The 23,613-nt window shown below is 68.9% G+C and carries 21 protein-coding genes; 6 read left to right on the forward strand and 15 right to left on the reverse strand.

Translation table 11 applies throughout. The features are described 5' to 3' along the window. Positions 1–459: 459 nt before the first annotated feature. The 4 genes from LJB74_RS01375 to LJB74_RS01390 all read right to left on the reverse strand — a co-directional run bounded on the left by LJB74_RS01375 (position 460) and on the right by LJB74_RS01390 (position 3,901). Positions 460–1,173, reverse strand: coding sequence for an SOS response-associated peptidase (locus LJB74_RS01375; RefSeq protein WP_259306850.1), 714 nt, complete (start codon positions 1,171–1,173; stop codon positions 460–462). Between the two features lie 39 nt (positions 1,174–1,212). After that, positions 1,213–1,488 (reverse strand): hypothetical protein, encoded by a 276-nt coding sequence (locus LJB74_RS01380; RefSeq protein WP_259306851.1) that lies wholly within the window; start codon positions 1,486–1,488, stop codon positions 1,213–1,215. Between the two features lie 234 nt (positions 1,489–1,722). Then, on the reverse strand, positions 1,723–2,076 hold the full coding sequence (locus LJB74_RS01385) for a hypothetical protein (protein WP_259306852.1): 354 nt from the start codon (positions 2,074–2,076) through the stop codon (positions 1,723–1,725). A 1,165-nt stretch (positions 2,077–3,241) separates the two neighbouring features. Continuing rightward, entirely contained in the window at positions 3,242–3,901 is a 660-nt protein-coding gene (locus LJB74_RS01390; RefSeq protein WP_259306853.1) for a hypothetical protein, read from the reverse strand. Positions 3,902–4,469: 568 nt separating this feature from the next. Here LJB74_RS01390 and LJB74_RS01395 point away from each other — a divergent pair. Beyond that, positions 4,470–6,203, forward strand: a complete 1,734-nt coding sequence (locus LJB74_RS01395; RefSeq protein WP_259306854.1) for a hypothetical protein — start codon at positions 4,470–4,472, stop codon at positions 6,201–6,203. Between the two features lie 272 nt (positions 6,204–6,475). Beyond that, positions 6,476–7,252: a hypothetical protein gene (locus LJB74_RS01400; RefSeq protein WP_259306855.1), complete on the forward strand. Its 777-nt coding sequence runs from the start codon at positions 6,476–6,478 to the stop codon at positions 7,250–7,252. Between the two features lie 223 nt (positions 7,253–7,475). On the opposite strand, the gene LJB74_RS01405 is transcribed toward LJB74_RS01400, so the two are convergent. The 4 genes from LJB74_RS01405 to LJB74_RS01420 form a co-directional block, all read right to left on the reverse strand. Further along, positions 7,476–8,480, reverse strand: coding sequence for a hypothetical protein (locus tag LJB74_RS01405; protein ID WP_259306856.1), 1,005 nt, complete (start codon positions 8,478–8,480; stop codon positions 7,476–7,478). A gap of 199 nt (positions 8,481–8,679) precedes the next feature. Beyond that, complete coding sequence (locus tag LJB74_RS01410; protein WP_259306857.1) at positions 8,680–9,147, reverse strand: hypothetical protein; 468 nt, start codon at positions 9,145–9,147, stop codon at positions 8,680–8,682. Positions 9,148–9,318: 171 nt separating this feature from the next. Further along, complete coding sequence (locus tag LJB74_RS01415; RefSeq protein ID WP_259306858.1) at positions 9,319–10,617, reverse strand: tyrosine-type recombinase/integrase; 1,299 nt, start codon at positions 10,615–10,617, stop codon at positions 9,319–9,321. Then, positions 10,604–12,091 (reverse strand): site-specific integrase, encoded by a 1,488-nt coding sequence (locus tag LJB74_RS01420; protein ID WP_259306859.1) that lies wholly within the window; start codon positions 12,089–12,091, stop codon positions 10,604–10,606. Before LJB74_RS01420 ends, LJB74_RS01415 begins: the two co-directional genes overlap by 14 nt. A gap of 908 nt (positions 12,092–12,999) precedes the next feature. Between LJB74_RS01420 and LJB74_RS01425 the strand changes: the two genes are divergently transcribed. Continuing rightward, complete coding sequence (locus LJB74_RS01425) at positions 13,000–13,968, forward strand: YfjI family protein (protein ID WP_259306860.1); 969 nt, start codon at positions 13,000–13,002, stop codon at positions 13,966–13,968. Positions 13,969–14,269: 301 nt separating this feature from the next. Next, entirely contained in the window at positions 14,270–14,614 is a 345-nt protein-coding gene (locus LJB74_RS01430; protein ID WP_259306861.1) for a hypothetical protein, read from the forward strand. Positions 14,615–14,671: 57 nt separating this feature from the next. On the opposite strand, the gene LJB74_RS01435 is transcribed toward LJB74_RS01430, so the two are convergent. After that, positions 14,672–14,965: a hypothetical protein gene (locus tag LJB74_RS01435; RefSeq protein WP_259306862.1), complete on the reverse strand. Its 294-nt coding sequence runs from the start codon at positions 14,963–14,965 to the stop codon at positions 14,672–14,674. A gap of 132 nt (positions 14,966–15,097) precedes the next feature. Then, positions 15,098–15,874 (reverse strand): hypothetical protein, encoded by a 777-nt coding sequence (locus LJB74_RS01440; RefSeq protein ID WP_259306863.1) that lies wholly within the window; start codon positions 15,872–15,874, stop codon positions 15,098–15,100. Positions 15,875–16,282: 408 nt separating this feature from the next. Here LJB74_RS01440 and LJB74_RS01445 point away from each other — a divergent pair, with 408 nt between their 5' ends. After that, a complete protein-coding gene (locus LJB74_RS01445) occupies positions 16,283–16,615 on the forward strand; it encodes a hypothetical protein (RefSeq protein ID WP_259306864.1) in 333 nt (110 codons plus the stop codon). A 913-nt stretch (positions 16,616–17,528) separates the two neighbouring features. Here LJB74_RS01445 and LJB74_RS01450 read toward each other — a convergent pair. Continuing rightward, on the reverse strand, positions 17,529–17,792 hold the full coding sequence (locus LJB74_RS01450) for a hypothetical protein (protein WP_259306865.1): 264 nt from the start codon (positions 17,790–17,792) through the stop codon (positions 17,529–17,531). A 359-nt stretch (positions 17,793–18,151) separates the two neighbouring features. After that, positions 18,152–18,802: a hypothetical protein gene (locus LJB74_RS01455; protein ID WP_259306866.1), complete on the reverse strand. Its 651-nt coding sequence runs from the start codon at positions 18,800–18,802 to the stop codon at positions 18,152–18,154. A gap of 1,211 nt (positions 18,803–20,013) precedes the next feature. On the opposite strand from LJB74_RS01455, the gene LJB74_RS01460 reads away from it, so the two are divergent. Continuing rightward, on the forward strand, positions 20,014–20,274 hold the full coding sequence (locus LJB74_RS01460) for a hypothetical protein (RefSeq protein WP_259306867.1): 261 nt from the start codon (positions 20,014–20,016) through the stop codon (positions 20,272–20,274). Positions 20,275–21,186: 912 nt separating this feature from the next. On the opposite strand, the gene LJB74_RS01465 is transcribed toward LJB74_RS01460, so the two are convergent. The 3 genes from LJB74_RS01465 to LJB74_RS01475 all read right to left on the reverse strand — a co-directional run bounded on the left by LJB74_RS01465 (position 21,187) and on the right by LJB74_RS01475 (position 23,493). Continuing rightward, entirely contained in the window at positions 21,187–21,855 is a 669-nt protein-coding gene (locus LJB74_RS01465; protein ID WP_259306868.1) for a hypothetical protein, read from the reverse strand. Further along, positions 21,856–22,260 (reverse strand): hypothetical protein, encoded by a 405-nt coding sequence (locus LJB74_RS01470; protein WP_259306869.1) that lies wholly within the window; start codon positions 22,258–22,260, stop codon positions 21,856–21,858. A 312-nt stretch (positions 22,261–22,572) separates the two neighbouring features. After that, positions 22,573–23,493 (reverse strand): hypothetical protein, encoded by a 921-nt coding sequence (locus tag LJB74_RS01475; protein ID WP_259306870.1) that lies wholly within the window; start codon positions 23,491–23,493, stop codon positions 22,573–22,575. Positions 23,494–23,613 lie beyond the last annotated feature (120 nt).

Genomic DNA, 23,613 nt, shown 5'->3' on the forward strand with positions numbered 1-23,613 from the left:
TGAGTTCCTCGAGTAGCACCATCCCAGCAACCTCACCACGGTGGCCCCGGCATGCAGCCGGGGCCACCGCACCATGGGATGCTGCTAACGGTTGCGTCGCCTCGGCGGGTGGATCGCCCGAAGACTGGACGGTGTCGCCGGTTCAGGCCGCGGTCGCGGCCGGCGGCGGCCGCTGCGGCCGTGCTGGTGGCCCCGTCGACTTCGACCTGTATGACTCCCGCGTCTGCCGCGGATGGTGGACCCGAGCCCGAAGCCCACGCGCGGTCCCGTGAGGTCACCGGTGTGCTGATGTGTTGGCCGTCGGCCAGGGACGTCGGGCGCTTGTGCGCGACGGGCTGGGAGGGAGTGCTGTCGATCTCAGTCTTGCCGTGTCGGGATGGTGCGCGGAGGTGGACTCGGCGAGGGCGCCGATGGTGGTGACGTCCAAGGGTGAGCAGTTGACGCGGGCGAGCTTGGAGCTCAGGCGGGTGCGATGAGCTGGGGTCCGTCGTTGTGCACGGCGCCGACCTCGGGGCCGACTTCGCGGGCTTGCAGGACCGGTTCGGACAGGGATCGCAGCAGTGCGTCGACCTCGGTCGCGTCTTGAAGGTGGGTGTCGAGCCACTGGTCGTACCGGTCGGGAGGGATGAACACGGGGCTGCGGTCGTGGATGTGCCCGAGGGCGTCGGTGGCCGAGGCGGTCGCGATGGTGGCGGTCCACAACCACTTCTTCGGGTCGTCCTCCGCCAGGGTCGGGTCGGGCCACAGCTCGTACAGTCCGGCGGCGGCCAAGAGCCCGTCGTCGGCGGCGTGCAGGAAGTACGGGGTCTTGGTGCCGCCGGGGTTCTTCATCCACTCGTAGTACCCGTCCATCGGGACCAGGCAGCGCCGGCGGGTCGCGGCGGCCTTGAACGACGGCTTGCTGGTGAGGGTCTCCGAACGGGCGTTGATCATCCGCGACCCGATCTTCGGGTCCTTCGCCCAGGACGGGACCAGCCCCCACCGGACCCGGCGTAGCTGACGCACGGGCGCGGCGTCGGGTTCTTCGCGGGGTGGGCGCTCGAGAACCACTCGGATGCCCTGCATGGGGGCCACGTTCCAGGACGGGCCGCGTTCCTCACCCAGGATCTGCTGGACCATCAGGGCGCGGGCGATCTCGTCGTCGCGCCGGAAGCTCGCGTACCTTCCGCACATCGGCCCAGGTTCGCATCCCGGCCACGGTTCCGCCAGCGTTCAGCGGCGCGCGACGTGCTCGGTGTGCCCCCAGGCGTATGTGGCGCGGGACCGCACGTCACGGACTTGCACGCGCACGAGCTGACGGGCCCACCCAAGGGCGACCGTGTTGAGGAACTCGGGGCCGTCGCGTTGCCAGATCAGCCGGACGCGGACGGGGACCGGGGTGGTGAGGTCGTGTTGCAGGCGCCGGTCGGGGACCGAGTGAGTGTTGGTGAGCGGCTGCCAGGTGTCACGGTGGGCGTACCAGCTTTCTAGGTGCTGGTCGTCGCTCATGGGGTCAGTGTGCTGGCGGGGTCGGACACCGGTGGGAATGGAGGTGCCCGTCGTGGGGTACCTGTCCAAGTCACCGGCGCAACGTCGCTCCGCCCGACCCGGTAGCTGGGAGTTGCCGGGGCTTGCCGATGCCGTGCGCCAGTCGGGTCCACCGGCTCCGTCGGCTGAAGGAGACGGCGGCGCGGGAGCTGCCGGGAGCTGTTCAGGGAAAATCCGGCGATAGCGGCAGCGCCATCAGCGTGTGCTTGTCCCTTGCTCCTTCGGTAGGTCCGATGTGGTGACCGGTTCGATGGCGACGCACACCCGCGGGATCCAGTATCGGAGGTCGTGGGCGCCGCCTGCCGGGTCGGTGAGGAATTCGTGCCGGTCTCCGACGCGGATGACGCCGACGTCCCCTCGTTGCGACCGGACCTCGACGAGTGGCACCCACTGACCGTCGTAGGGGAACGCTGGGCTTCCCGGTCCTCGGTCTCGTAGGAGCCGCTGGGTGTCGAGATCGAGGTGGCACACCGTGAGGCTGGTGCTGCGAATGAGCCATCGTCCGCCCTCGTCGAGCCGGAGGGTGGTCTTGGTCTCGTTGTCTGTCATGGGGTTGACCGTGCTTGGGGTTCAGCTGGTGGCATTGACCGGTGTCGGGCTCCAGTCCGAGCTTGTGCACTCCTCTACACATGCGGCCGAGATCGTGCATGTACGAGGAGTGTCGTGGACGTCGTGATTCCGTTCAGCTGCGTAGCGCCGTCGCCCGACAGCCCGGTGCTGGCGGTGCCCGCGGGCACGACCGTGTCCCGGGTGGCGGCCTTCGGCATCGCCGAGTCGAGGGCTGGGCGTGCAGGTGGGGCACACGCGTCGGGCGTGCGCGTCGCGGGCGGGCTGGGTGTTCGTGCTGGTGGTGGGGTCCGCGGTGGGCTGAATGGGTGAAGTGCGGGTGCGTGTGTAACGGCTGGGGGTCCCGGGCCGATGCTGAGGTTGCAGGCACACGGACGCTTCCCCGCGTATACGGGGTTTCCCCGCGCAAGCGGGGGTGTACCAACCGTCCGAGAAGAGCGCCCGAAGGGTCTTTCACCAGATTCCGTCTGGCACTGAGGATGAACACGTCCGTGCGCCTGTGGAGGTACTCCCCCGAGTTGGAGGGGTCCCACCAGGAGTCTGGCGTGCGACGTGCGCCTGGCCCCGAGGAGAAGACCCGGACCTTGCGGTCCGGGTCTTCTCCATTGGTGACGTCGTCGCTGGTGAGGGAGGCAGCGCGGACCTGCCGCTTTGACCTCGCAGCGGCAAGTGCTCGTCGCGTGAGGTTGCTTCGCCTGCGCGCCGCTGCCACGTGCCGCGCGCCCTGATGGCGCGCGGGTTGCCGGGCGGATGGCGGTCGTTGTCGTAGGGACGATGACCGTGGCGGCTGCGGGTGACGGACGCGTCAGAGACGCCGGCGGGTTGATCGCAGCGGCGCGGTTCATGACGCGCGGTTCACCTGTCGCGTCTGCAGCTTGCGGTTGGTGTCCAGGCGCTGAGGTGACTTTCGAGTCGGCCCTTCGTTGCCGGTCGTTGCCAGGCCTGCCGGGACGGCATGCTGGGACTACGGAGCTGGGGTCGAGCGTGTGGCTGGGGCGCGCGCGTCAGGCGGGCGAACGGCGGAGCGAGCGCGATCGCCGAGCCCCTTTAATGCGACTGCTTCTCGTTATCATCTGAGATGTGTGGTGTCGCCATCGTGAGCGGCCGCGGCTCGTAGGCGGGATCCGGGCGTGAGAACGGGCGTCGCCTACCTGACTGCGGCGGACACCCGGAGCTCACCGCAGGATCCCTCATCGAGGTCGCTGACCGCCAGCGTCATGGTCAAGCCCTCGGCGGCGCTCAAACCGGCCGACAGGGCCAGGGACGTCCAGGCGTAACGCGCACGCTCCCACAGGGTCCCAAGGTCCGGGGCGTCGAAGTCGGCCACGGCCAGATCTTGCTCGTCCGCGAGCCCGCCGTGAGCGTCCTCGACCTGCCATCCGGCGTGGGTGGGGTGCATGTCCACGAGCTCGAGGATGACGTTCGCACGCCGTCCGCCTGTACCGACGATGGCTTCAGGCGTCCTGTGCACGGTGGCCGCGACGCGGACCACCGCACCGTCCACCTCGACCCGCGCTCGCAGCCAGTCGACGGTCAAGCCGTAGAACCGCGTGTCGCAGTCCACCGCGGCCCGTAGCACATCTTCCGCTTCCTGGTCGGTCGGCCCCTCGGCGGGTGCGCGGGTTGCCCAGGCCCGTTCGGCCTTGTCCAGCGCCGTGTCCGACAGTCGACCACGCCATGACTCGCCGGTCCCGGCCGACAGGGCGATCTCGCCGTCAGCGGGCCACCCACCCACCCCGGAGTCGCCGAAGTCGATGTGCGCAACGAGGTTGGTGACGTCGTCCAGGCTCAGGGTCTGTGTCCTCATGACGCCATCGTGCTCGCAGCGTGCGCCTCGACAGTCACCTGGCACGCTTCGCGACGACGACCCTCCCCGATGCGGTGACGACAGCCCGCTGTGAAGGAGAGCCCCGAGCTGCTCTCAACTGCCTCGCCCGGGACGACCTGTCCCGAGCCGATGCTGCGACGGAGCACCGGCGAGGGTCGGTCGGGCCTGTTGATCGAGCCGGGTGTCGGCGATGCGGAGCAGCACGGGCCCCGGAGATCGGGCAGATGCCAATCACTCGTCCGCACGCGGCGCAACCGGGCCGCTCTCCTCGACTCGTTCCCCGGACCCAGCGGGCGACCGTGTGCCCCATCGGGCGTCGGGCCGACCCCACGCGGTTCGCCCTGGCGCGGGTGCGCGACGCGAACCCGGCGTGCGACCCGATGGCCCCTTGCGATGTGCGTCGTCGCGCGAACGGTGGTTCAGCGTCCACTCCTGGCCTTCGATAACCGCCCTTCTCGCAGGCCAGGCTTGACGCTGAACGGTCAATGCCCAGGTCACAGCCCCGGGCACGGTCTCGGTGAGCGTCAACCGTCACTTGGAGGCCTCCGTGGTTCACCCCACCCGCACCCGTCACCACCATGCACTGATCACCCCACCGGACCTGGGTCTGGTGCCCGATCGCTCCCTGTACCCGGCTCCGGCGTCGTGGACGGCCGAGGCTGTGCGCGCGACCTTTCTGCGCGGCGGTGAGCTGGTGCCCCCGGTGCAGTGGACGACCATCGGCATGGGTGACGAGCGGTATGCGACGGCGGCGGCTGAGCTGGCGGCGGCCTCCCGGGCGCAGAGCACGCGGCGCACCTACGGGCGCCTGGTGGAGCACTGGCTGAGGTGGGCGGACACGCAGGGCGTGTGCCCCTTGCCGGCAGACCCCGACGCCGTGCACATGTACATCGTCGAGCGCTCCATGGGCCTTGACGTGCGCAACGAGCTGGAGCGCGACTCCGAAGGCCACCTCGTCGGGGCCCTGGTGATGGGCACGATCAGCCAGATCCTGGCTGCGATCTCCCGGCTCCACGCGCTGGCGAACCACCCGAGCCCGACCGACCACCCCATGATCCGCACGCTCGTCGAGGGCCTGGGCCGGACACTGACGACCGCGCCGTTGCTGGCGAAGGCGGCCTTGACGTGGGACCTGCTGACCGAGGTCCTCGAGGCCCAGCAGGCCCCGACGTCCACGACCGCCCTGCGCGAGGCCGTTGCCCGCGCGCTGCATGCGGCGACCGGGGCCACGGCCGGCCAGCTCGCACGCGCCCAGTGGAGCGACATCACGGTCGACCCGGACGCCATCACGGTGGTCTTGGCTCCGACCCGGCGCGGAGGTCCGGTCCAGCGCCACCAGGTGGCCCTGGACACTGATGCGGCACAGCTGCTCACCCGGTGGCGCCGGCACACCTTGACGTGGCCGGGCACTGCGGTCCTTCGCGACGAGACCGGCAAGGCCCTGACCCGCCAGGGCCTGCACCTGATCTTGACCCGGCACGACGCATCGATGGCGGGCATCCCCTCCGTCGAGGCCTCGCAGGTGCGCGACCGGGCCGTGCTGCTTGTCGGGTGGGTGAGCGCGCTGCGACGCTCGAACCTCGCGTCGCTCACCTGGGACCAGATGACCCGCACGTCCGCAGGGTGGTTGGCATACCTCGCGCGGTCCAAGACCGACCAGGAGGGCCGCGGGGACACGGTCTCGATCGCGCCCGCTCCCCCGGGCTCCGGACTGGCCGATGCCGTCGCAGCCCTGGACGACTGGTTGGAGCTCCTGACGGCGATGTGGGGCCGCGACCCGCGCCGGCTCACCGGGGTGCCGGTGTTCACCCGGATCGACCGGCACGGCCACCTCGAGCTGCGCGACGGGCGCCCCGCCGGACTCTCCGGCGCAGCGATTGGTGTGATCGTGACCAAGTGGGTGGCGGCCGCGGGCCTCGACCAGCGCACGCACCTGACCTACGGCGGTCACCGCACCGCGACCGGCCGCGCCGCCTTCGGCGCCCACTCCTTGCGGGCGGGCTTCGTCACCACCGGCCTGGCACTGGGCATCCCCGCCTCGACCATTATCGCGCAGACCAAGCACACCACCGAGGCAGCGCTCAAGCCGTACAACAAGCCCGCCACCAGGCCCGACCTTCTGGCCGCCACGGCCGTGCTCGGCGCCGTCGCCCACGACGCGACCGGGCCAGGACAACCCGCACACGCACCCGAAACCCGACCGGCCCGGCGTACCCCGCGCGGGCCGCACTGGGACGCAGTGCCCTGGGCCGAGCAGCCGCGTACACGCGAAGGCTCGTAGCGTCGCGGTCCGCCGTGCCGGGCACGGTGACGTCCCACCCGGTGGTGGAGGTACACGGCACCCTTGGCGGGGCCGCGCGACGAGTTTGCCGAGCATCGCGCCTTCCACACGTCAGCTTCGAGCGCGGCCTCGATGCCGAACAGCGGCGACCAGGCGAACGTCCCCACCCGGAGCCATGTGCGGACGGGTGATCAAGCGACGGGTCCAGTGGCGGACCTTTCAGACTCAGTCGGGCGACCGGGTGGCGTCTTCGCCTGACAGACTCATCGAGCATGGGCACTCGAAAGCCGGACGAGGATGTTTGGTGGGTCGGGATGCGCTGGGTTGAGGCGGCGCAGATGCAGGCAGATCGTTTCGAGGAGACCTTCTACGCGTGGCATCGAGCCCTCCTCGACGCGAAGACGCGGGCGAACCTTCAGGCCGACACGGAACACGCTGAATTGTGGCGCGACTCGTACGGGGCACGCCCGCCCTACGATCCTGAGCGGCCGATCCACGTACCGTCGCACGCGCTGCGGATGCAGGTCAGTTCGGAGGCCGCATTCCTGCTGGTCGCGGCCCGCAATGTGATGCGAGCCCAGGATCGGCTACCTGCCGACGTGCGTACCTCCATGGGCGATCAGGAGGCTGTCAAGGCCCTGCGCGACATCTTCGAGCACTACGACGAGGTCGACGGTCGATCCTTCCGAACGCTCGCGGCGGGCTTCCCGAACGTGAACGCGGAGGCCTTCGCGTACACGAACAACGAGATCTGGCTCGGCGGTCTCGAAGGAGTCCCGCTCTCGCGCGTTCGCGCGTGGCTCTACCGGATCCGTGTAGCCCTCGTGGCCGCACTGCCGGCGGCACGGGTCGAGGTACCGCATGACCTCCTCGCGTCAACGGTAGAGGGTGACGATGAGCTGGCGTGGCCGCCCGAGCGCGTCCACTACGGCTGCTGGATCCCGCATGTGGACGAACCGGAGTGGCCGCGGCGAGGCGCGCCACCTGGCGTTGCCGAACTGATGGCCGAACGGTTCAGGCTGTTGCGCGCGCGGGACATCGTGGACTGAGGGCGCAGAGGATTCGCGGCGGTCGGCCATCGACTAGCCTTTCGGCCGAGCGCCGTGCCGGTCGGTCGGTCGGTCGGTCGGTCGGAGGATGGTCGAGTTGGTCCGGCGGAGTGCGGTGAGGGCGACGTCGCGCCCTTGGCGTGCGCTCGGTCGTGGCGACTGCGTGGGGTCGACGACGGCGCCGGTCTCGCAACGCCGCGAAGAGTGGCTCCAGAGAGCGCCGCTAGCCGCGGAATGGAATCTGCGACGCGGAGACTTCAACGTCTATGTACCCGTGGTCTCGGAGCAGCGCGGTTATCTGCCGGACCTCTCGATCGACTTCTGACCCGTAGCGGGGTCCGATGCGGACACTTCGCAGTGGGAGGCGTCCCGGGGTCCCGACGCTGTATAGGTCCAGATCGTCTGATGCTGCCGCAACCTTTACGAACGCGGTTTGACCCGTGGGGCTGAAGCCCCCTTCTCGCTCATGCACAAAACCCGGAAACGGTGGCTCGACGAAAGCAAGGCGCGCTTCTTCCTCCTCCGCGTAGCCCTCGTGCTTGTTGAAGCAAACCGAAACAAGGTAGCTCTGCTCCAGGTGCTCCCAGAAGGCCACCTCGTCGGGGCGCTCGCCTCGCGCCCGAGCGGCGAATTCATTGAGGGCGTGTTCCGCGATCCCCTCGCTGCCGGTCAGCAGGCTCGCACCTCGGGCGCTCCGCCCGTTCACATAGTCGCCGTACGTCACGGGACGCCACCACGGACTCGGGGCAAAGCCCGGCCAGTAGAGGCATGGTCCAGAGGAGGGCTCTAGCAGTCTGTACTCCGCGTTCCGGTCGAGCTCGAGCGCGTAGCCGCGCCCTCCGGCGTACGACTTCCAGTGCTGCAACTTGTCGCCGTCGTAGCACGCGGAGACGAAGAAGAACCGGCGGCGAGAAACCACTGCGGTCATCTCGTGCAACCAACGATCGACCTCTTCCATTGGCGCCGCCGGGATAAGGTCCATGAGCGACCCGCCCCAGGCTTCTAGCAGGCTCTCCGCCGCACGGGCAACTTCGCTGGGATCATTCAAGGATCCGCTCTCGGTTGCCCACAAGACCCCGCTAGAGAGAACTCCGTCGAGGCCTTCCCTGTTGGTGTAATGCCAAGGATCTATCGCGAACTCGAGGTACCGTCGCGACGGGTGGTACAGGTGAGGGACGAGCCAGCGGTCCGTTCGGTCTCGGTCGAGCCCACTTGCGCCGTCACTCATGGAGCAAGTCTGCTGCGGGGACCCAGCGCGAGCGACGTCGGCGCGCCGGCGACCGAACCGTCACCCCCTCGGCGCCACCGGCGGTGGCGGAGACACCAACGATCCGCACATCGGCCACGAGCGCGGATCGCGGCATGACCGGTCGAACGTCCCCGCCCCGACAGCGACACGTGGCGGCGTTAAGCGAACTCCAAAGGGGTCACGCTGGCGGCCACTGCTGGTCGAGAAGAGCCTTCGATTCCGCGACGATTCGCCTCGCGTACTCCTCGCGCTCGACCCCCCAGCTCTCCGTCCAATCCTCCCACTCACTCACCCAACTAACGATCGGCTGGAGAGCGTCCGGGTGGTCGAGCTCATTCCAGCCCCTCAACCAGATTAGACGTCCGCCAATCTCGGGACGCACTCGCCCGTCGACGATCTCCGTGCACCACCAGCGCACCAACTCCCACCTGGCGCTGCGGGGATCGGCAGGCAGACTCGGAGTGAGGTCGAGTTCGTCCGCAACGGCGCGAAATAGTTCCTGGGCCTCGGACTCCTCAGCTCGCGTCAGTCCCGCGAGTTCCCGTAGAGACGGGGTGTCTAGACCTTGCAGGAGGGCGTCCAGACCCGCAGCGATCAGAACGTCCGCCCCGACGACCTCACCCAACGTCTGTCTGATCGCGATCACTCTGAGACTGTCCGCGCTATCCACCTGCCGGAGTCTTCCATCAGCCGACTGCACCCGTGGGCCAATCCGCTCATCGGCATGAGCGGACGGTCGCCGGGGAACGGTGCCCGTGGGTGCTGGCACGTTTCAGGGTGGGGACGGGGTCAGTCGGGGCGTGGGCGCGTGCGTGGGTCAGGGTGTGGTGTGCCGGGTCGGTGGTGTGAGGTCGAGCTGGATGGTGTCTGCGGGGGTGCCGAGGCGGCGGATGTATAGGTCGGCTTGGTTGATGTCGTGGTGGCCGGTGATCTCGCGGGCGATCTGCTCGAGTGTCTGTCCGGCTTCCCATGCGCTTGTGGCTGCGCCGGCGCGTAGGGAGCGGGTGCTGCCCCAGGGGTGGTCGGCGATGTGGCTGGTGGCTTCGCGGATCCGGTGCCGGGCGTTCTGGCGTGTCATGCGGCGCACCGTGCCGCCGTATCGGGTGGCGAAAACCGGGCCGGTGGTGCGGCCCACGCACTGGTTCTCCCAGTCGAGCAGGTCTTGGAGTGCGCACGCGGCGCATTCGACGCCGCAGGTGGTGTCCGGTGCGGTCACGTGGTGCAGGTCTCTGGCGATGGTGGTGTGGTTCTTGTGGTCGAGGTAGGTGATGTGGAACCCGGCCGTGGTGGGTGTGATGTCCTCGAAGTCCAGGCGGCGGAGCTCGGCGTGGCGGCGGGCGTGGGCGAGGCCGACGAGCACGTATGCGCGGTCGCGCAACCGTCTCGGCATGTCGGGGTCGGTCCCGCGCCACAGCCAGATCCATTGCGCGTCGGTCAGGGTGCCGACGGGCGTGTCCGGTCGGATCCCTGAGCGGTGAAGTGCCGTTTGGGCTCGCCGGCTCAGGCGTGTGCGGTCTGCGAGCAGGTCGAGGTGCCGGGCCCACTGATCTGCGCCGTCGGGTGTGAGGTCGGCGAGTATTCGACCGGTGGCGTCGCGAAGGGTGTGCCCGTCGCTTTGATCGAGCCGTAGGCGGGCGAGGTTGACTGTGGCGGGGTGGATTGCCTGCTCGGGTCCAGCGGTGGAGCGCAGCACGACGAGCGCGTCTCGCAGTGCCTGCACGTACGGGTCGGTGCATGCGACCTCGCGCGCTTCCATGGACGCGGCGACCTCGCGAGCGTCCTGGACGCGTAGTGCGGGGACTACCGGCAGGGGCGCACGCGCGTCGCGGGCTCGGCGGGCCAGGTGGGAGGTGATGGTGGGTCCGCGAAGCTCGATGTTCGCGGTGGTGCGGTAGTAGGAGCAGAGCGCGGACACGTTGGACTTCGCCGTGGTCGGGGCCCACTGGGGGTGGTCGAGGAGGTAGGCGAGCAGGAGGACCTCGTTCAGGGGCTGGTCGCCGGCGCGGTCTTGCCACCAGGTCTCGAACGTGTGGGCGCGGGTGAGGGTGGAGGGGTCCAGGGCGGGTGCGCCGGTGAGCTCGGCTACAGCCGCCGCGACGAGGTCAGGCGCGGCCATCGTCGTCCTGGTTCGCGAGGGCTTGCAGGACCTGCGCGGCGGCGCTCTGATCGGCGGTGTCGTGCAGGTATGGCGTTGTCGTGCCGGGGCGCTTGTGACGAAGGGCCTTTTGGATTGCGTGCTCGCGGTGTCCTTCGGCTTTGGCTTGCTGCGCGAAGGCTCGGCGGGCACTGTGCGGGGTTAACGTCTCACGCAGACCGGCGCTGTTCTCGTCGAGCGTGATGTCTTGCTCGACCAGCCAGGTGCGCACGGCCTGGTACAGGGCGCGCCCGGGGCCGTGGGGCGGGTCGACCGGGTGGCGCAGCGCGCCCTTGCCGCGTGTGGGGACCATGAAGAACCTGCGCGTGGGCAGGTAGGTGCGCACCCACCGGTCGTAGCTGGCCATCGCTTCCACCGGGCACAAGGGGTCACCGGTCGCGGTGAGCACGACCGTGTACGGGCGGGCGGGAGTCTCGCCCTTACCCACGATGCTCAGCGTGACCGTGTCGTCTCGGAAGTGGACGTCGGTGCAGGTGAGGTCGTCGATGTCGTCCAGGCGCAGGCCCACGGCCCGCATGGGCAGCAGGGCGGCGCGCATCCGCAACCACCGCGCGGCGCCCGGGGTCAGTCCCAGCGCGAGACGGGTCCATGGGTCGTCGTCGTCCACGTGCAGGCGGTCGCCGGTGAAGTTCGCGCGTGCCAGGCGTCGCGCGGCCAGGGCCCACTGCGCTCGGATGCGCACGATGTCGCTCACGTCGACCAGGGGCTCGGGTGCCGGGTCGGTGAGCCAGGATCCAAGGGCGCAGTGCCCGCACGCGGAAGACGTGATCGTGTCGTCGATGACCGTGCGCAGGCAGGGCGCTGACCGGTCCTCGTCGCCGAATTTGACGTCCACGCGGGCCGGTGACCAGGTGACCTGGGTCGGGTCCAGTGCTGCCAGGGCCCTGATCGACAGGCCCAGGGCGACCGCGACCGCCCGTGCGCGTGCGTCGCGCACCCACGGGTCGCCGGCCGGCTCGAGGGCGTGCGTCGCGAACAGTCTCGCCACGTGGTCCAGGCTCATCGGTGCGGCCTGGACGGCTCTCGCGCCGTGGACGGTGCGGTACCCGGCCACGAGCTCGCGGACGTGGGTGTCGTCTCCGTGCCAGACCAGGCCCGCGTCCAGGTGCACCGCCCGCAGAGCCGAGAGCACCCCTTCGAGTGACGGGACGCTCAAGGGTGCCCCTACCCGCTCAGCCGCCCGGGCCCCGTCGCGGGTTCCGCGCCGGATGTCCCCGGCCGCGCACGCGGCGACGAACCGGGCGATCTGCGGGGCCGTGAGCGGGTGCACCTCTTCGGTGGCGTCGTACTGGGGTAGGTCGTTGGCGCGGGCGTAGGGGCCCCACCACGCCGCGAGGTGCTCGGCGTAGGTCCGCGCCGTGGACTGCGTACGGGCCACGCCCGTCTTGAGGCGTTCGAGCTCGGCGTTGACCAGTGCTTGCAGGTCAGGATCCATGCACCGGACAGTCCGCGCTGCATGCCGACGCGCAAGGGGCCCTCCAGCACGCGTGGGTCTGGGTGCCGGTGGCCCGTTCGGTCCGGCCGGTCAGGTCCCCGTGGGGGGTGCGTGTTGGCGGGGCTGCGGTGCCCGATGGACGGCGCCCGGAGGCAGTAGGCGAGGTGCGCCCACCCGGCTCGCCGTGCCGGGAGCATCGTCGGCTGGTCGCCGTTGATGGCCGCGCCGAGACGGGCCTTTGGGTCGCACGCGCGGACGCGTGTGCCGTGCGCGGCCACGGTGGCTCGGGTTCGCGTCCCGGCGCCTTCGCTGGAGGTTGCGTCGGGCGGCGTTGTGGCGTGCGTCGTTGGTGGGGGTGGGTGCCGCGGGCCGGGTGCTGCGGTGCCTTCCAGGCCGGCGCGCCGGTATCAGCCGATGACGCGGATGAGGGTCGCAGTGCTCGTGGTGTGGCGAGTGCCGCGGGCCGTGCTGTGCGGACCTTCCCATCTCACCGCGCCCGCGGCGCTTGAGATGACAGTGAGAAAGGACCGAACGTGACTACCGCACCGATGACCGACGAGGACGCGAGCAACATGCCCGGGGCCTGTACAGGCGCCCCTGATTGCTCGTACGAGATCCTTGGTCGACTTCGCCTGGCCAGCCGGCTGGGCGCACGAGAACACGCCCCCGAGCTCGGCGCTGACGCCTTCCATGGACTTGTCGGAGAGATCGTCCAGGAGATCGCGCCGCTGACCGAGGCCTCACCCGCGGCCATGCTCGTGACGCTGCTGGCTTCCTTCTCCGCGATGGCGGGCCGCTACTCCTACGTGCACGTGGGTGCCCAGCGGCACTACCCGCTGATCTTCGCCTTGGTGATTGGACGCACCGCACGCGACCGGAAGGGGACGTCGGCTGCTGCGGTGCGCCCCGTGCTGGACGCCGCCGACGATCCCGGTGCACCGTTCATGCGTGACCGTCAGATTCGTGGCGGCTTGCAGTCTGCCGAGGCGCTGATTCAGGCGGCCGCATCGGCGGGTTCGACTGGGTCGTTGATCGACGGTGGCGAGCCGGACCAGCGGTTGCTGGTGGTTGAGGAGGAGTACGCGCGGCTTCTGGTGGTCGCGTCTCGGCAGGGCTCGACCCTGTCGCCCACGTTGCGGTCTGTCTGGGATGGGGACGTGATCGCGGCTCACACGAAGGCCGCGACGCTCAAGGCCGAGCATCCGCACGTGGCGATCGTTGGGCACGTCACGATGGATGAGTTGACGTTCTTGCTCAAGGCCACTGATGTGGCCAACGGTTACGCGAACAGGTTCTTGCACGTGCTGAGCCGGCGCACCCAGCTTCTGTCCGAACCGGGCCGTCTGTCCGAGGATCGGATTCGGTACTTCGGTGAGCGGCTCCGCGAGGTCATCGCCTTCTCGCACATTCCCCGTGAGATCACCCGGAGCCCGGAGTTTCGGCGAGAGTGGGACCGGCTTTACCGCATCGTGGAGAGTCAGCCGTCGGGTGGGGTGATGTACGACTCGCTCACGGCGAGGGCGAGTCCGCAGCTGCTCCGGCTTGCGTTGATCTTTGCTCTGCTGGACCAGTCCCCCGTCCTTGAGGTCGTGCACCTGCGTGCGGCTGCGGCGCTGTGGGAGTACTGCGAAGCGTCCATCGCCCACATCTGGGGTGCCACGCTCGGTGACCCGAAGCTCGACGAGCTCTTGACCGCGACCATCGCGGCTGGAGACGACGGCCTGGACCGCACGACCATCAATCGCCTCTTCTCGAACAACCTCGGCAAGGAGCAGGTCGACGCCCTCGTCGGCGCGCTCCTCAGCAGGGGACTGGTGCGCAGGGATCGCCTGAGCACCGGCGGCCGACCCCGCGAAGTCATCGTCGCGCTCCGGTGACGAGGCAAACGAATCAACGAAGGAAGTCGCACGTCGACTTCCTTCGTTGATTCGTCTTGTTCGGCGTGCGTGCGCGTCTCCGGGGTTCGTCCGGACGGCACCTGGTCTCGGGCCTCGACGCTTCGGGGAATGGAGCCCGCGACCCGCGACGCCTCATGAATCCTTCTGGGCGCTGTGTCTCCGCCCAATGTCAGGACTGCAGGTGCCGGCACTTGGTGCGGTGGGTCTTGCCGTCGGTGGGGCTCCGCGCGGTGCTCCCCCGGTCGGTGCCCGCGCCTGCGGTGGGCCGGGTGGAGGCACCATGACAGATTCACAGCGTCTTGATCTGGCTGTATCGCGGGGTTGCTGGGTGGTGGACTGCGCCGGCGGGACGCGGTTCCTGCTGGATCTCGATCAGGGGGCCGTGTTGCGCGAGCCTGCCGACGGCAGGCGCCTGCCGTGGGACGGGCGCTTCGTCCGCGGGGCGTACCTGGTCGATGAGGCGTCGGGTCTGCCGGTGATCAGCGTCGGTGCGCTGGCCCGGTGGCAGCTCGGCGTCAAGTTCTTCATCTTCACCGGGCGGATCACGCGGATCTCTCCGTACCGGGCGCCGACCTGCTCGGCGCCGGGGGTGGGGCGGACGGTTGCGCGGGCGGTGTTGGTCTGAGGTGAGTTTGCAGGGTCGAGCACAGGGGCGGTCCGCGTGGCGGACCGCCCCTTGCGGTTAGGGCAGCTTGCCCGAGCAGACCAGGCAGACTCGCCCGGGTTGATGCGGATCGTCGGTGTCGAGGAGCCAGGCGCCCCTGCTCAGGGTGCAGGCAAGCCGGGGGTGCCGGTCGGCGACGACGCGTTCGAGCTCGGCGAGGGCGGCAAACTGGTCCTCGTGGGGCAGGTCGTGGGCGCGCAGGCTCGCGACCTGGATCGCGAGCTGGTCGTGGGCTCGCAGCAGCGCGGCCAGGTCGCGCGGACGCCGCGGTGGGCGGGTAGCGGCTGGGGTGGTGATGGTTGGGGTGGACATGTGACCTCCCTGGGTTGGGCACACACAGGCCTCGTGGCCGGTGCGCGGGCCGCCGAAGGCGACCGCCCCCACCCGTGGGCGCTGGCGCCCACGAACCAAGACCTGCACGGGTCGCCGTGTGCCGAGGGCGGGTCACCAGCCCGCGACCTCCTTCATGACGTCGGCCCGGTTCAGGTGAGCGGGATAGAAGTAGGCGCGCCGGTCGTGGTGCAGGACCCGGACGCGCGGTACGCCAGCCGTTCGCTGTTCCAGGACCGTCAGGTCGCGGCGCACACTCGCTGCGGGCGTGACCCCGTGCCTCGGTGCAATGGCCTGTAGTAGGGCGACGACCGTGGGCGTGTCCACGGGGCCGCCCGCGTCCAGGACCGCGCGCACGGCAGTCTCCGACGCGGTCGTGGCCGGGATCGTCAGCGCCCCTCGGGCACCACCCAGCACCAGCCGGCGCACATCAGCCAGAAGCGCGTCGCCATGGGCCGCTACAGCGCCCGCCCGCTTCCCCAGCTGCCTAGTCGCCGCCGGCGCACCGGTCACGGTGTTGAGCCCGATGATCCCGAAGGCATTCGCCCCGCGCACAAGCCTCTTCTCGATCAGCTCGAGCTCGGGACGGGTCGGACGAGTCAGCAGACGGATCAGCGCGACCCGCTCGGCGCGCAGCAGCCCGGTCTGCAACGCCCACCGCCGCAAGCTCACGGCGGGTCGCTGACCATCAAGGTCCGCGGTGATCCCGACATACACGGCCGGGCAGTGGTGGATCGCGTGCCGGCCACTCAGGACGTACAGATCCGCGGCTAGCCCACGGGCGGCCCGCCAGCGATCACCCGGGCGAAGATCAGGACGCACGGTGGCCACGGTCATCGTGGCCCCGGTGACGGGGTAGGCGGTCAGGTCGCTCAGCAGGTCACGGCGCATGCACCGATTTGAGCGTGCCTGGCAGACACCGATCCGTTCGCTTTCAGCCACCTGGTGGCTTGCAGGGCGGCCGCCGACGCAAGTGAGGAAGCCCCGATCCGCGTCAGTGCAGGTCAGCGGGGCGACTGCCTGTGGATCGGATCACCCAATCGGTGGACGGACCGGTGATCGTTTTCGTGACTCGTCAGGGGCGCGCGTCGGAGGGTGCGCCGGGGATGACTGCTCCCGATCCCCGAGAGATGCGTCTCTCCGGTGGGCTTTTCGAGGGCGCCGATCGTGTCCTCGAGCCAGGCCCTAGGTGAGGCCGGGGACGTGATGTGCGTCGATTGCCTGCGGCTGCCTGTCGCCGGACGGTGTGCGACGCGCACCAACCCCGGTGCGTGCCGTGACACCTCAAGGAGACTCAGCATGTCCAGCACTGACAGCAACATCGCGATCCTCGACCGTGCGCTCGCCGTGAGCGCGCTGCTCGTTGAGGTCCAGTACGCCTTTCGAGCGCAGACGGCGATCACGCGCCTACACGACGAACGCTTGAAGGCGCTCGCCTTCGAGGAAGCCCTGTACCGGATCTCGGAGCGTCTCAACCCGATGAGTAGGTGGGCGACGCTCACACCCGAGCAGAAGGAGGACTTCGAGGCAGGACTTGCGGTCCACGCGCAGGTCCTGAGTGGCGCCGGAGCGTACGCGTCGGGTGGCTCCGACATGGAGGACGACATGGAAGACGAGATGGAAGAGGAGTGACGGTCTCACAGGGCCTGGCCGTGGCTCGCGACCCTGCGGAGGATTACGCATTTGACGTCGACCGGTCGCGGAGACCGGTCAGGGGACCGCCACCTCTCCGAGGTGCGCCTGACGGCTGGCGTCGACGTGCGGCGCCGACACCCGAAGGCTCGGTTCGCATGTCAGGTGCCGCATGCTCGGCTTTGCTGTGGGCGTCGGCAGAGAAGCGAAGGGATCCGTTGGTGCCCAGCTGGTCGTGCGCGCATCATGCGGCGGCCGTCCGGCCAGTGAGCTGCCGCGTCTGCGGCGTCGCTGAGCGGGGGCGCGGCCCGTTGTGAGCGCGTGCCCCCTTTCCGAGGGAGTGGGTTTCATAGCACAGTCGCCGGGTACTACTGCGAAACCCCCTGCCGCGCACGTGACGCGGGAGGCCGTGCGTGCCCTCCCGCCGGACCGACGAAACCGGGTGCTCCGGACACGTCGGCAGCGAGGCGTCACGGGGTCGGGCCACCCGAAGAGACGACCGCCCACCACCGACATGAGACCGACTCCCTCGTAAGGTGGGCCGCCACCAGCACGGACGAGGGCCCGACCCGTGGTCGGGCCCTCGCAGGGGAACGCTCAGGTTTGAGCGGCGGCGTTCACCTGCAGGAGCAGATCGGTTGCGTGCTGGGACTCCCTCCAGATCCGGTCAGCGTTGAGTTCCTCGGGGGTGTGTGCGCCAGGATGGCGCGGAACGCGACCAGCTCCGACCACGGGTCGGTGCGGACCGGCACTCCGATCTCCAGGCGGTGGACCTCGGCGTCGTTGCCGGGGTCGATCCATGACTTCATCACCGCGAGCTGGCGCAGACGGTCGTGCGCCTACTGCTGACGCGGAACGGCGACAAGGTCGGCGATCTCGCAAAGTGTGCGCCCCGACCCCTTGGGCGCGGTGCTCACAGCGGGTCGGCTACGCCGCCCACCCCAGGGGTGTCATCCGCGAGCACATGCACGTAGGAGCCCACGAGCTCGTTCGCGGCCGCGACGAACCGTGCCATCGCGGAGTAGCCCCTGTCGGGGGCGCTGACGACGATCGCGCCATCGCGGCGTAGCCGCGGGTTGCCCAGGTGGTACTCGTCCACGAGCGCCTTGAGTGCAGCGCGGTGGGCGCGGATCTCGCCAGCCGTTGCTCTGCGGTCCTCGACGATCGTGTCGGGCATGGTTGCCACTGTAGCCATTCATCTCCTTTCCCTCTTGATCGGTTGATGCGGATGACCGTCCGTACGGTCCGCCACCGCGCTAGCCGCCGACCTGCAGTGCGCTTGCGCTCAGCTGGGACGGTGACAGTTGCGCGCGTCCCGCGGGCTGAACCGCCCGTCGTCGATTCCACAGTGCCCGCGGCTCGACCACCGTGCAGCCCCGGGTTCCATGGGACGGTACGGCCCGACGGGGGAACGTCGTGCTCCTGGGGCCGCTCGGGACCGGAGAGGCCCACCTCGCGATCGCGCTGGGCATCAAGGCCGCTGAGGCCGCGCTGCCCGTCGCGCTCGAATCCACAGGCTGCAGGCCGGTTTCAGCGTTATGCCGCGCGGTGTTCCAGGGGCCGCGTGGCGTCGGCGACAACCGCTGCCAACTCGGCTGCGATCTCGTCGATGAATGGCTGCTCGACCAACTCTCCCCGGAAGCCATCAAGGCGTGCGTTCCTCTTGCGCCAGACAATTGCACCGTTGGTGGACGTGACCAGCGGCTTCCCCCTCAAGAACTCGTCCGTGGCGTCAACGACGTGCCCCGCGACATCGATCCCGAGATCCGGCGCGCTGAATTGCGCCGCGGTCGGGTCAACGAGTCGAGCTTTGCGCCTGCCTTGCAGCGCCTGCACGTACGTAACGACGTGGCCCGACCATCCGTCGTCGAGCATGGCGTCCGTACCCATGAACGCGACGGCGTCGACGTTGCGTGGCAGCTCCCAAGGCGTCGGGCCGCTGGCGACGAGCGACGCGGCGCTGGGGTGCGCGACAACGAGGTCGACGCCGACCGGCACCGCGCCGTTGATGCCGAAGTGCGCCAGTACCGCCGAGGTGATCCGCGATGCGGGGACGCAGATGTTGACGGCCAGGTCGTGCTCGTCAACGTAGTCGGCGTACGCCAGCAGGTAGGCATCGAGCAGCTGGTCGAGCCGGGCGTCGGCCAGCGCGCGGGAGACGGTGCGGGTGGTGAGCGTGGGCAGCATGGCGACAGTCCTCTTTTCGTAAGGCCACCGGACGGCGACGGAGAGACACGGTCAGGGACCGGGCGGACGCGGCAATCGCCACACCCCTCGATCTCCCGAGGTGCCCGAAATGGCTCGTCGCGGCCGACCGTCTTCGGCTCGCGCATCGACGCCGAGACAGTGACGAGGACACGACCTGCGCGTTCGGCGTTGCCCACGCGCGCACGCCAAGCGGCCCGTCGACGGCCTCACTCCCGGGGAGTCCCGGAACCTCACACGCCCGCGAACCGGGCTCGTGTCCCGCGCTAGATCTAGCCCTGCGAGAAGCGACCGACCTCCTCGAGGCCGGCTCGGAGCCGAGCTCGGCGGTCGAGCAGCCTCGAGGTCGCGGTGCTCGTTCTCCTGTCGCTCGACAACAGTGTCGACGGGGTACTCGGCGATCGGGGTCGACTGCCGATTCGGAAGTTCTTCCTCTACTCAAGCGCCCCGCTCGTGCCCCTCGGAAGCCGACTGGCTCGCGGACAGTGAGGCCAGGTAGGCGGCGTGCGCCGCCGGATCCGGCGATTCGAACCCGGGCTCGCTGGACAGTCCCCCGCAGAGTGGCGGACATGCGGTATCCGACGCCCGACCTGCCCGCCGTCGTGTTGCACCGCGACGGCGACGGTGGCCGCTTCGCACGAAGCCAGCCCGGCCGATCGGCCGAGATGCGTTCACGCCTCAGCGTCGAGGACGGCCAATAGAGCTCCTGCTCGGGGCTCGGCTTGGTCGGTGTCCCCGCGCCGACGGTCGTTGACGGGTAGTTCGGCTGGGCGATGAGCGTGAAGGAGGGCGCGGGCGCGGACTCGTCGATCTGTACGGCGAGGAACCTCGTGCGATCGTCGACGCGCGTGTTCAGCCAGTCGATCGCCGCGCGGTGCTCGGGCCGAAATGACGCCGCGATCCTTGCGATCGTCGTGGGTTGGGTGCCCGCCGCGAACGTCAACAGCCGGCCGAGGTGGCCCTGCTAGGAGGCCCCTGGTTGGTTCTCGACGATCTCGTCGGTCGCTAGGTGTCGACCCACACGGTCCAGGTGTTGTCTTCGAGCAGCACGAGCGCCCAGTCGCGGCGTGGGGGGCTGGGACCCGAATGTGGGCGTCGACGTTGTGTGTGGCGATTGCCGACAGCTTCGCCGCCGGACCGTGTACGACGCGCACCAACCGGATGCGTGCCGTGTCACCCCTAGGAGAAGCACCATGTCCAGCACGAGAAGCAACATCGCGATCCTCGACCGCGCGCTCGCCGTGAGCGCGGTGCTCGTCGACGTCCAGTACGCCTACGAAGTCCAGACCGCGATCACGCGACTGCACGACGAGCGCAGCAAGGCGCTGGCCTTCGAAATGGCGCTGTTCAGGATCTCGGAGGTCTTTGACCCGATGCGGAGGTGGAGCACGCTCACCCCCAAGCAGAGGGAAGACTTCGAAGCGGGACTCCTGGTCCACGGACAGGTCATGTGACGTGGACGGCGGCTCGCCGTCGGGCAGGCTCACGATGGCGTCGGCGTCATGATCACAGCACGAACGACCGACGTACGCGACCCTAATGAGAGTCACGCGCCCGCCGTCGACCGGAGTCCGGACCACAGAGCGGACCCACCTCCGGTCAAGGCGCAGCAGTGGTGTGACGTGCGGCGCCGGGCACCCGAAAGATCAGCTCGGGTGCCCGTCCCGCCGCACGCTCAGGTTCGTGCCAGGCACCAACGAGCGGCAACACCGACGTCTCGGTGAACGCGTCGGCGATGGCCGTCGAGGGGACTCACCCCTCGACGACCTTCACCGTTCAGCCGCCCACGGGCGCGCTTCGCCGGGCGAGGCGTGCCCTCGCAGGCTCGCGCGGACGTATCCGCCAGCGGTGCGTGAGCTCGACCCCCGCGCGTGCGCGGGCACTGCGCGGCTCAGTCAGCCGAGCACCGTGCGCGCCATGACAACTCCAGATGACACAAGGGAACCCTCGTTGACGGACCTGGCATCCGCGGTTGACGGAGCGGGTGACGCGGTGGGGCGCCTGGCGGCCGTACGGGAGCTGAACATCCGCGTGACCGGTGTCGCTGGGGAAGCGGTGCGAACGGCCCGCTCCTCCGGGGTGGCTTGGCGGGTCATCGGCGAGTGCCTGGGTGTCTCCAAACAAGCGGTTGCGAAGCGATTCGCGGACGCCGGCTTACCGCACCCCCCGGCCGAACGTCGTGAACCGGATGGGAGCACTTCGCGTGGGCGCGCCGGCGCAGCCGTGCAGGTAGTTGAGATGAGAGGAGGCGCCGAGAGCGTCGCCCGTCGCAGCCGAGCCTCGTGGGAGGTCCGGACCCCCGGGGGCCGAACCCTCCTACACGTCGAGCGGAGTCGATGACCTCCGACATCGAGGGGACCGCTGGGCTACAGCGAACCGGCTTCGGTGTACGCCGCCGGGTCGGTGAGGATCCGAATGCCCTCGAAGAGGGTCTCGATCCGCACCGTGTTCGGCGCGACGTCGGCGAGGTACGAGGACGGGTACTTGTGCCAATTGTTCGTGCGGGCCTCGGCGATCTTGCGCGCGAGACTTGGGATGCGCTCGAGTACTCCGGCTGCCGCTTCGATGCGGTCGGTACCGATGTGGTTGACCAGGTCCGCGAGGTTAAGCGCCATGTACGCCCGCCCGGAGGGCTGGGCGACGCTGGCGTTAAGCCCCCACACGCCGGCGGGTCGCCCATGTAGCGAGTACCAGCCGGCGACGCCGGGCGTGGAACCCCTCCCCCACACAAGCCCAACGCCTCGCTCGCGAACATCGTCCATGAGCCTGCCGACCAGGCTCACCTCCGCAGGGGTGCAGCGCGCGTTGACCGCCGCGAGGAACAATGCCTCATCCCATTGCTGCGCCCCCGTGGTCGACTTCTGGGCAACGGCCGTGGACGTGTTCCCGACCACCCGCGGCACGTACACGATGTGCTCACCACCCACGTACTGACGCACCTCGACGCCGAGGACCTCAGCCGAGCTCATCTGCTCGTTGAGGAACTCAATGATGCGCACCAGCGACACGGGCAGCGCGTCAGCGACGAAGACCATTCAGATGCGGCCCGAGCGAAGGTTCGACTCGACCACCCGCCAGAACTCCGCGACGTCGATGTCCGCACGCAGGTCACGCACCAGCTCGGCCGGGTCACGGCCAGCTTCACCCGCAGTCTGCTCGCAGGCCTGACGTACGGTCTCGATCGACCAGACCTTCACCGCGCTGGCCGCGTAGTCGAGCATCTGACCGACCACCTGCCGGCGGATCTCTGAGTTCGACGACCGCTTGACCTCGACAAGTACCGGCACCCCGGCCCGGTCCAGGAAGAGATGGTCGACACTGAACGGACCTGGGACGTCCCCGGCGCTCGCGACACCCATCTCGCGACCCACCAGCAATAACCCAGGTTCACCGTCGCCGGTCGTGGTCGACCCGGCGAGCACCTCAGGGAACTGAGCCAAGACCGCCTGGAGGAGCGACTCCGAGTCGTACGCGCGCCGCTCCAGCAGTGTCAGACCGTCACCAGATAGCGCCCGTGGTCGGTTTCTATTTGGCAACCGAAACAAGTCCGCCGAACGACCATCGCCGCGACGACGAGCACCCTAAGCACGGAAGCCCACTCCTGAGGCGGATCTGGCGGTGTGTGAATCGCGGCCCGGGGGCTTGGGCTCTGTATACAGGACGAACGCGCACTGATTGCGCTGAATTCTTCTGACTGGTGCGCGGAACCCTGCTAGAGCCGGCCGCCCAACTGCTCCGATCGCTTCTCGAGGTCACATAGTCCGTGTGCGATACCAATGATGAGCGGACGCGGCGCCGATCAGACGGCTCAGGATAGGCACTCGCCCCCTTCGCACCAACCACGGGTCCCATTGCCCTACCGTAAGCGCACCATCGACGCACACGGACTGGTAAGGAACCAGTTCCGCGAAACGCAGTTGCCTTCGCAAGGTCGCCCATCGAATGGGCGACACGCCTGATGAAAGCCGCCAAAGGCGCTTCCGGCAGGTGACTCCCGACCCGCTTCTCTTCTTGTGGCTGGCTACTCCCAGTATCGAGTGCGGCTCGTTGTCTCCTCGTTTCGCCACCTCGGACCAAAGTAGGTCCAGAAGTAGAAGAACGCGCTCCTGTTCTCCCCGGTACATGCCCTCGGGTACCTGGGAGAACAATCTGCTGCCAGCTCCGGTCGGAGGTGTCGCGAACTCCTGTGGTGACTGGCTGCCGATCATCCAGCGAATGGCGTGAGCGTGCCTGGAGACATCAGGTCCAAACATCGAATACAGACTCGTCACGCTCAAGCTGCCCTCGAGCATGAGGTCAGCCGCATGCGCGAGGAATCGAACCACCGTCCTTACGTGTGCTGTTTCCTCGCGCAAGGAGTTGATGATGTCGGTCAGTTCGCGGCCGTAGTTCGGGTCCGCGTAGTCGGTTGACTTGAAATCGTCGACGCGCTTCACGAGCTTTCGGATTTCGCTTCTCAGTTCGACTGGTGCGTCGACGTAGTAGTCGTCCGGATTCCGAGCAAGAAGAAGGCTACGGCTCCAGTGGTCATGTAAGTCCTCCCACTCCTTTCTCAAGGCGGTGGTATACACGCTTTCGCTTGCTCGGCGGTTCAGTAGTGACACAAGGAGCGCCAACAGGGCCAGCGCTGCGCTGACCCATCCGACGTCGAACGTCGATCCAGTTCCACTCATGCCCCCATGGTCCCCCAAGTCCATACGTCCGTCACGAGATTCGATCCTTGTTCGAGGGTGTCGACGTCGGCTGAAGACTGACCCCCTGGCGTCGTTTGAAAGTGAACCCCCTGCACGACG

The sequence above is a fragment of the Cellulomonas sp. P24 genome (assembly GCF_024704385.1).
Lineage (GTDB): Bacteria > Actinomycetota > Actinomycetes > Actinomycetales > Cellulomonadaceae > JAJDFX01.

Bases quoted from the DNA above. Each gene is read 5' to 3' on its own strand.
- LJB74_RS01375 (WP_259306850.1), bottom strand. From the start codon at position 1,173: ATGTGCGGAAGGTACGCGAGCTTCCGGCGCGACGACGAGATCGCCCGC.
- LJB74_RS01380 (WP_259306851.1), bottom strand. From the start codon at position 1,488: ATGAGCGACGACCAGCACCTAGAAAGCTGGTACGCCCACCGTGACACC.
- LJB74_RS01385 (WP_259306852.1), bottom strand. From the start codon at position 2,076: ATGACAGACAACGAGACCAAGACCACCCTCCGGCTCGACGAGGGCGGA.
- LJB74_RS01390 (WP_259306853.1), bottom strand. From the start codon at position 3,901: ATGAGGACACAGACCCTGAGCCTGGACGACGTCACCAACCTCGTTGCG.
- LJB74_RS01400 (WP_259306855.1), top strand. From the start codon at position 6,476: ATGGGCACTCGAAAGCCGGACGAGGATGTTTGGTGGGTCGGGATGCGC.
- LJB74_RS01405 (WP_259306856.1), bottom strand. From the start codon at position 8,480: ATGAGTGACGGCGCAAGTGGGCTCGACCGAGACCGAACGGACCGCTGG.
- LJB74_RS01415 (WP_259306858.1), bottom strand. From the start codon at position 10,617: ATGGCCGCGCCTGACCTCGTCGCGGCGGCTGTAGCCGAGCTCACCGGC.
- LJB74_RS01420 (WP_259306859.1), bottom strand. From the start codon at position 12,091: ATGGATCCTGACCTGCAAGCACTGGTCAACGCCGAGCTCGAACGCCTC.
- LJB74_RS01430 (WP_259306861.1), top strand. From the start codon at position 14,270: ATGACAGATTCACAGCGTCTTGATCTGGCTGTATCGCGGGGTTGCTGG.
- LJB74_RS01435 (WP_259306862.1), bottom strand. From the start codon at position 14,965: ATGTCCACCCCAACCATCACCACCCCAGCCGCTACCCGCCCACCGCGG.
- LJB74_RS01440 (WP_259306863.1), bottom strand. From the start codon at position 15,874: ATGCGCCGTGACCTGCTGAGCGACCTGACCGCCTACCCCGTCACCGGG.
- LJB74_RS01445 (WP_259306864.1), top strand. From the start codon at position 16,283: ATGTCCAGCACTGACAGCAACATCGCGATCCTCGACCGTGCGCTCGCC.
- LJB74_RS01450 (WP_259306865.1), bottom strand. From the start codon at position 17,792: ATGCCCGACACGATCGTCGAGGACCGCAGAGCAACGGCTGGCGAGATC.
- LJB74_RS01455 (WP_259306866.1), bottom strand. From the start codon at position 18,802: ATGCTGCCCACGCTCACCACCCGCACCGTCTCCCGCGCGCTGGCCGAC.
- LJB74_RS01460 (WP_259306867.1), top strand. From the start codon at position 20,014: ATGTCCAGCACGAGAAGCAACATCGCGATCCTCGACCGCGCGCTCGCC.
- LJB74_RS01465 (WP_259306868.1), bottom strand. From the start codon at position 21,855: ATGGTCTTCGTCGCTGACGCGCTGCCCGTGTCGCTGGTGCGCATCATT.
- LJB74_RS01475 (WP_259306870.1), bottom strand. From the start codon at position 23,493: ATGAGTGGAACTGGATCGACGTTCGACGTCGGATGGGTCAGCGCAGCG.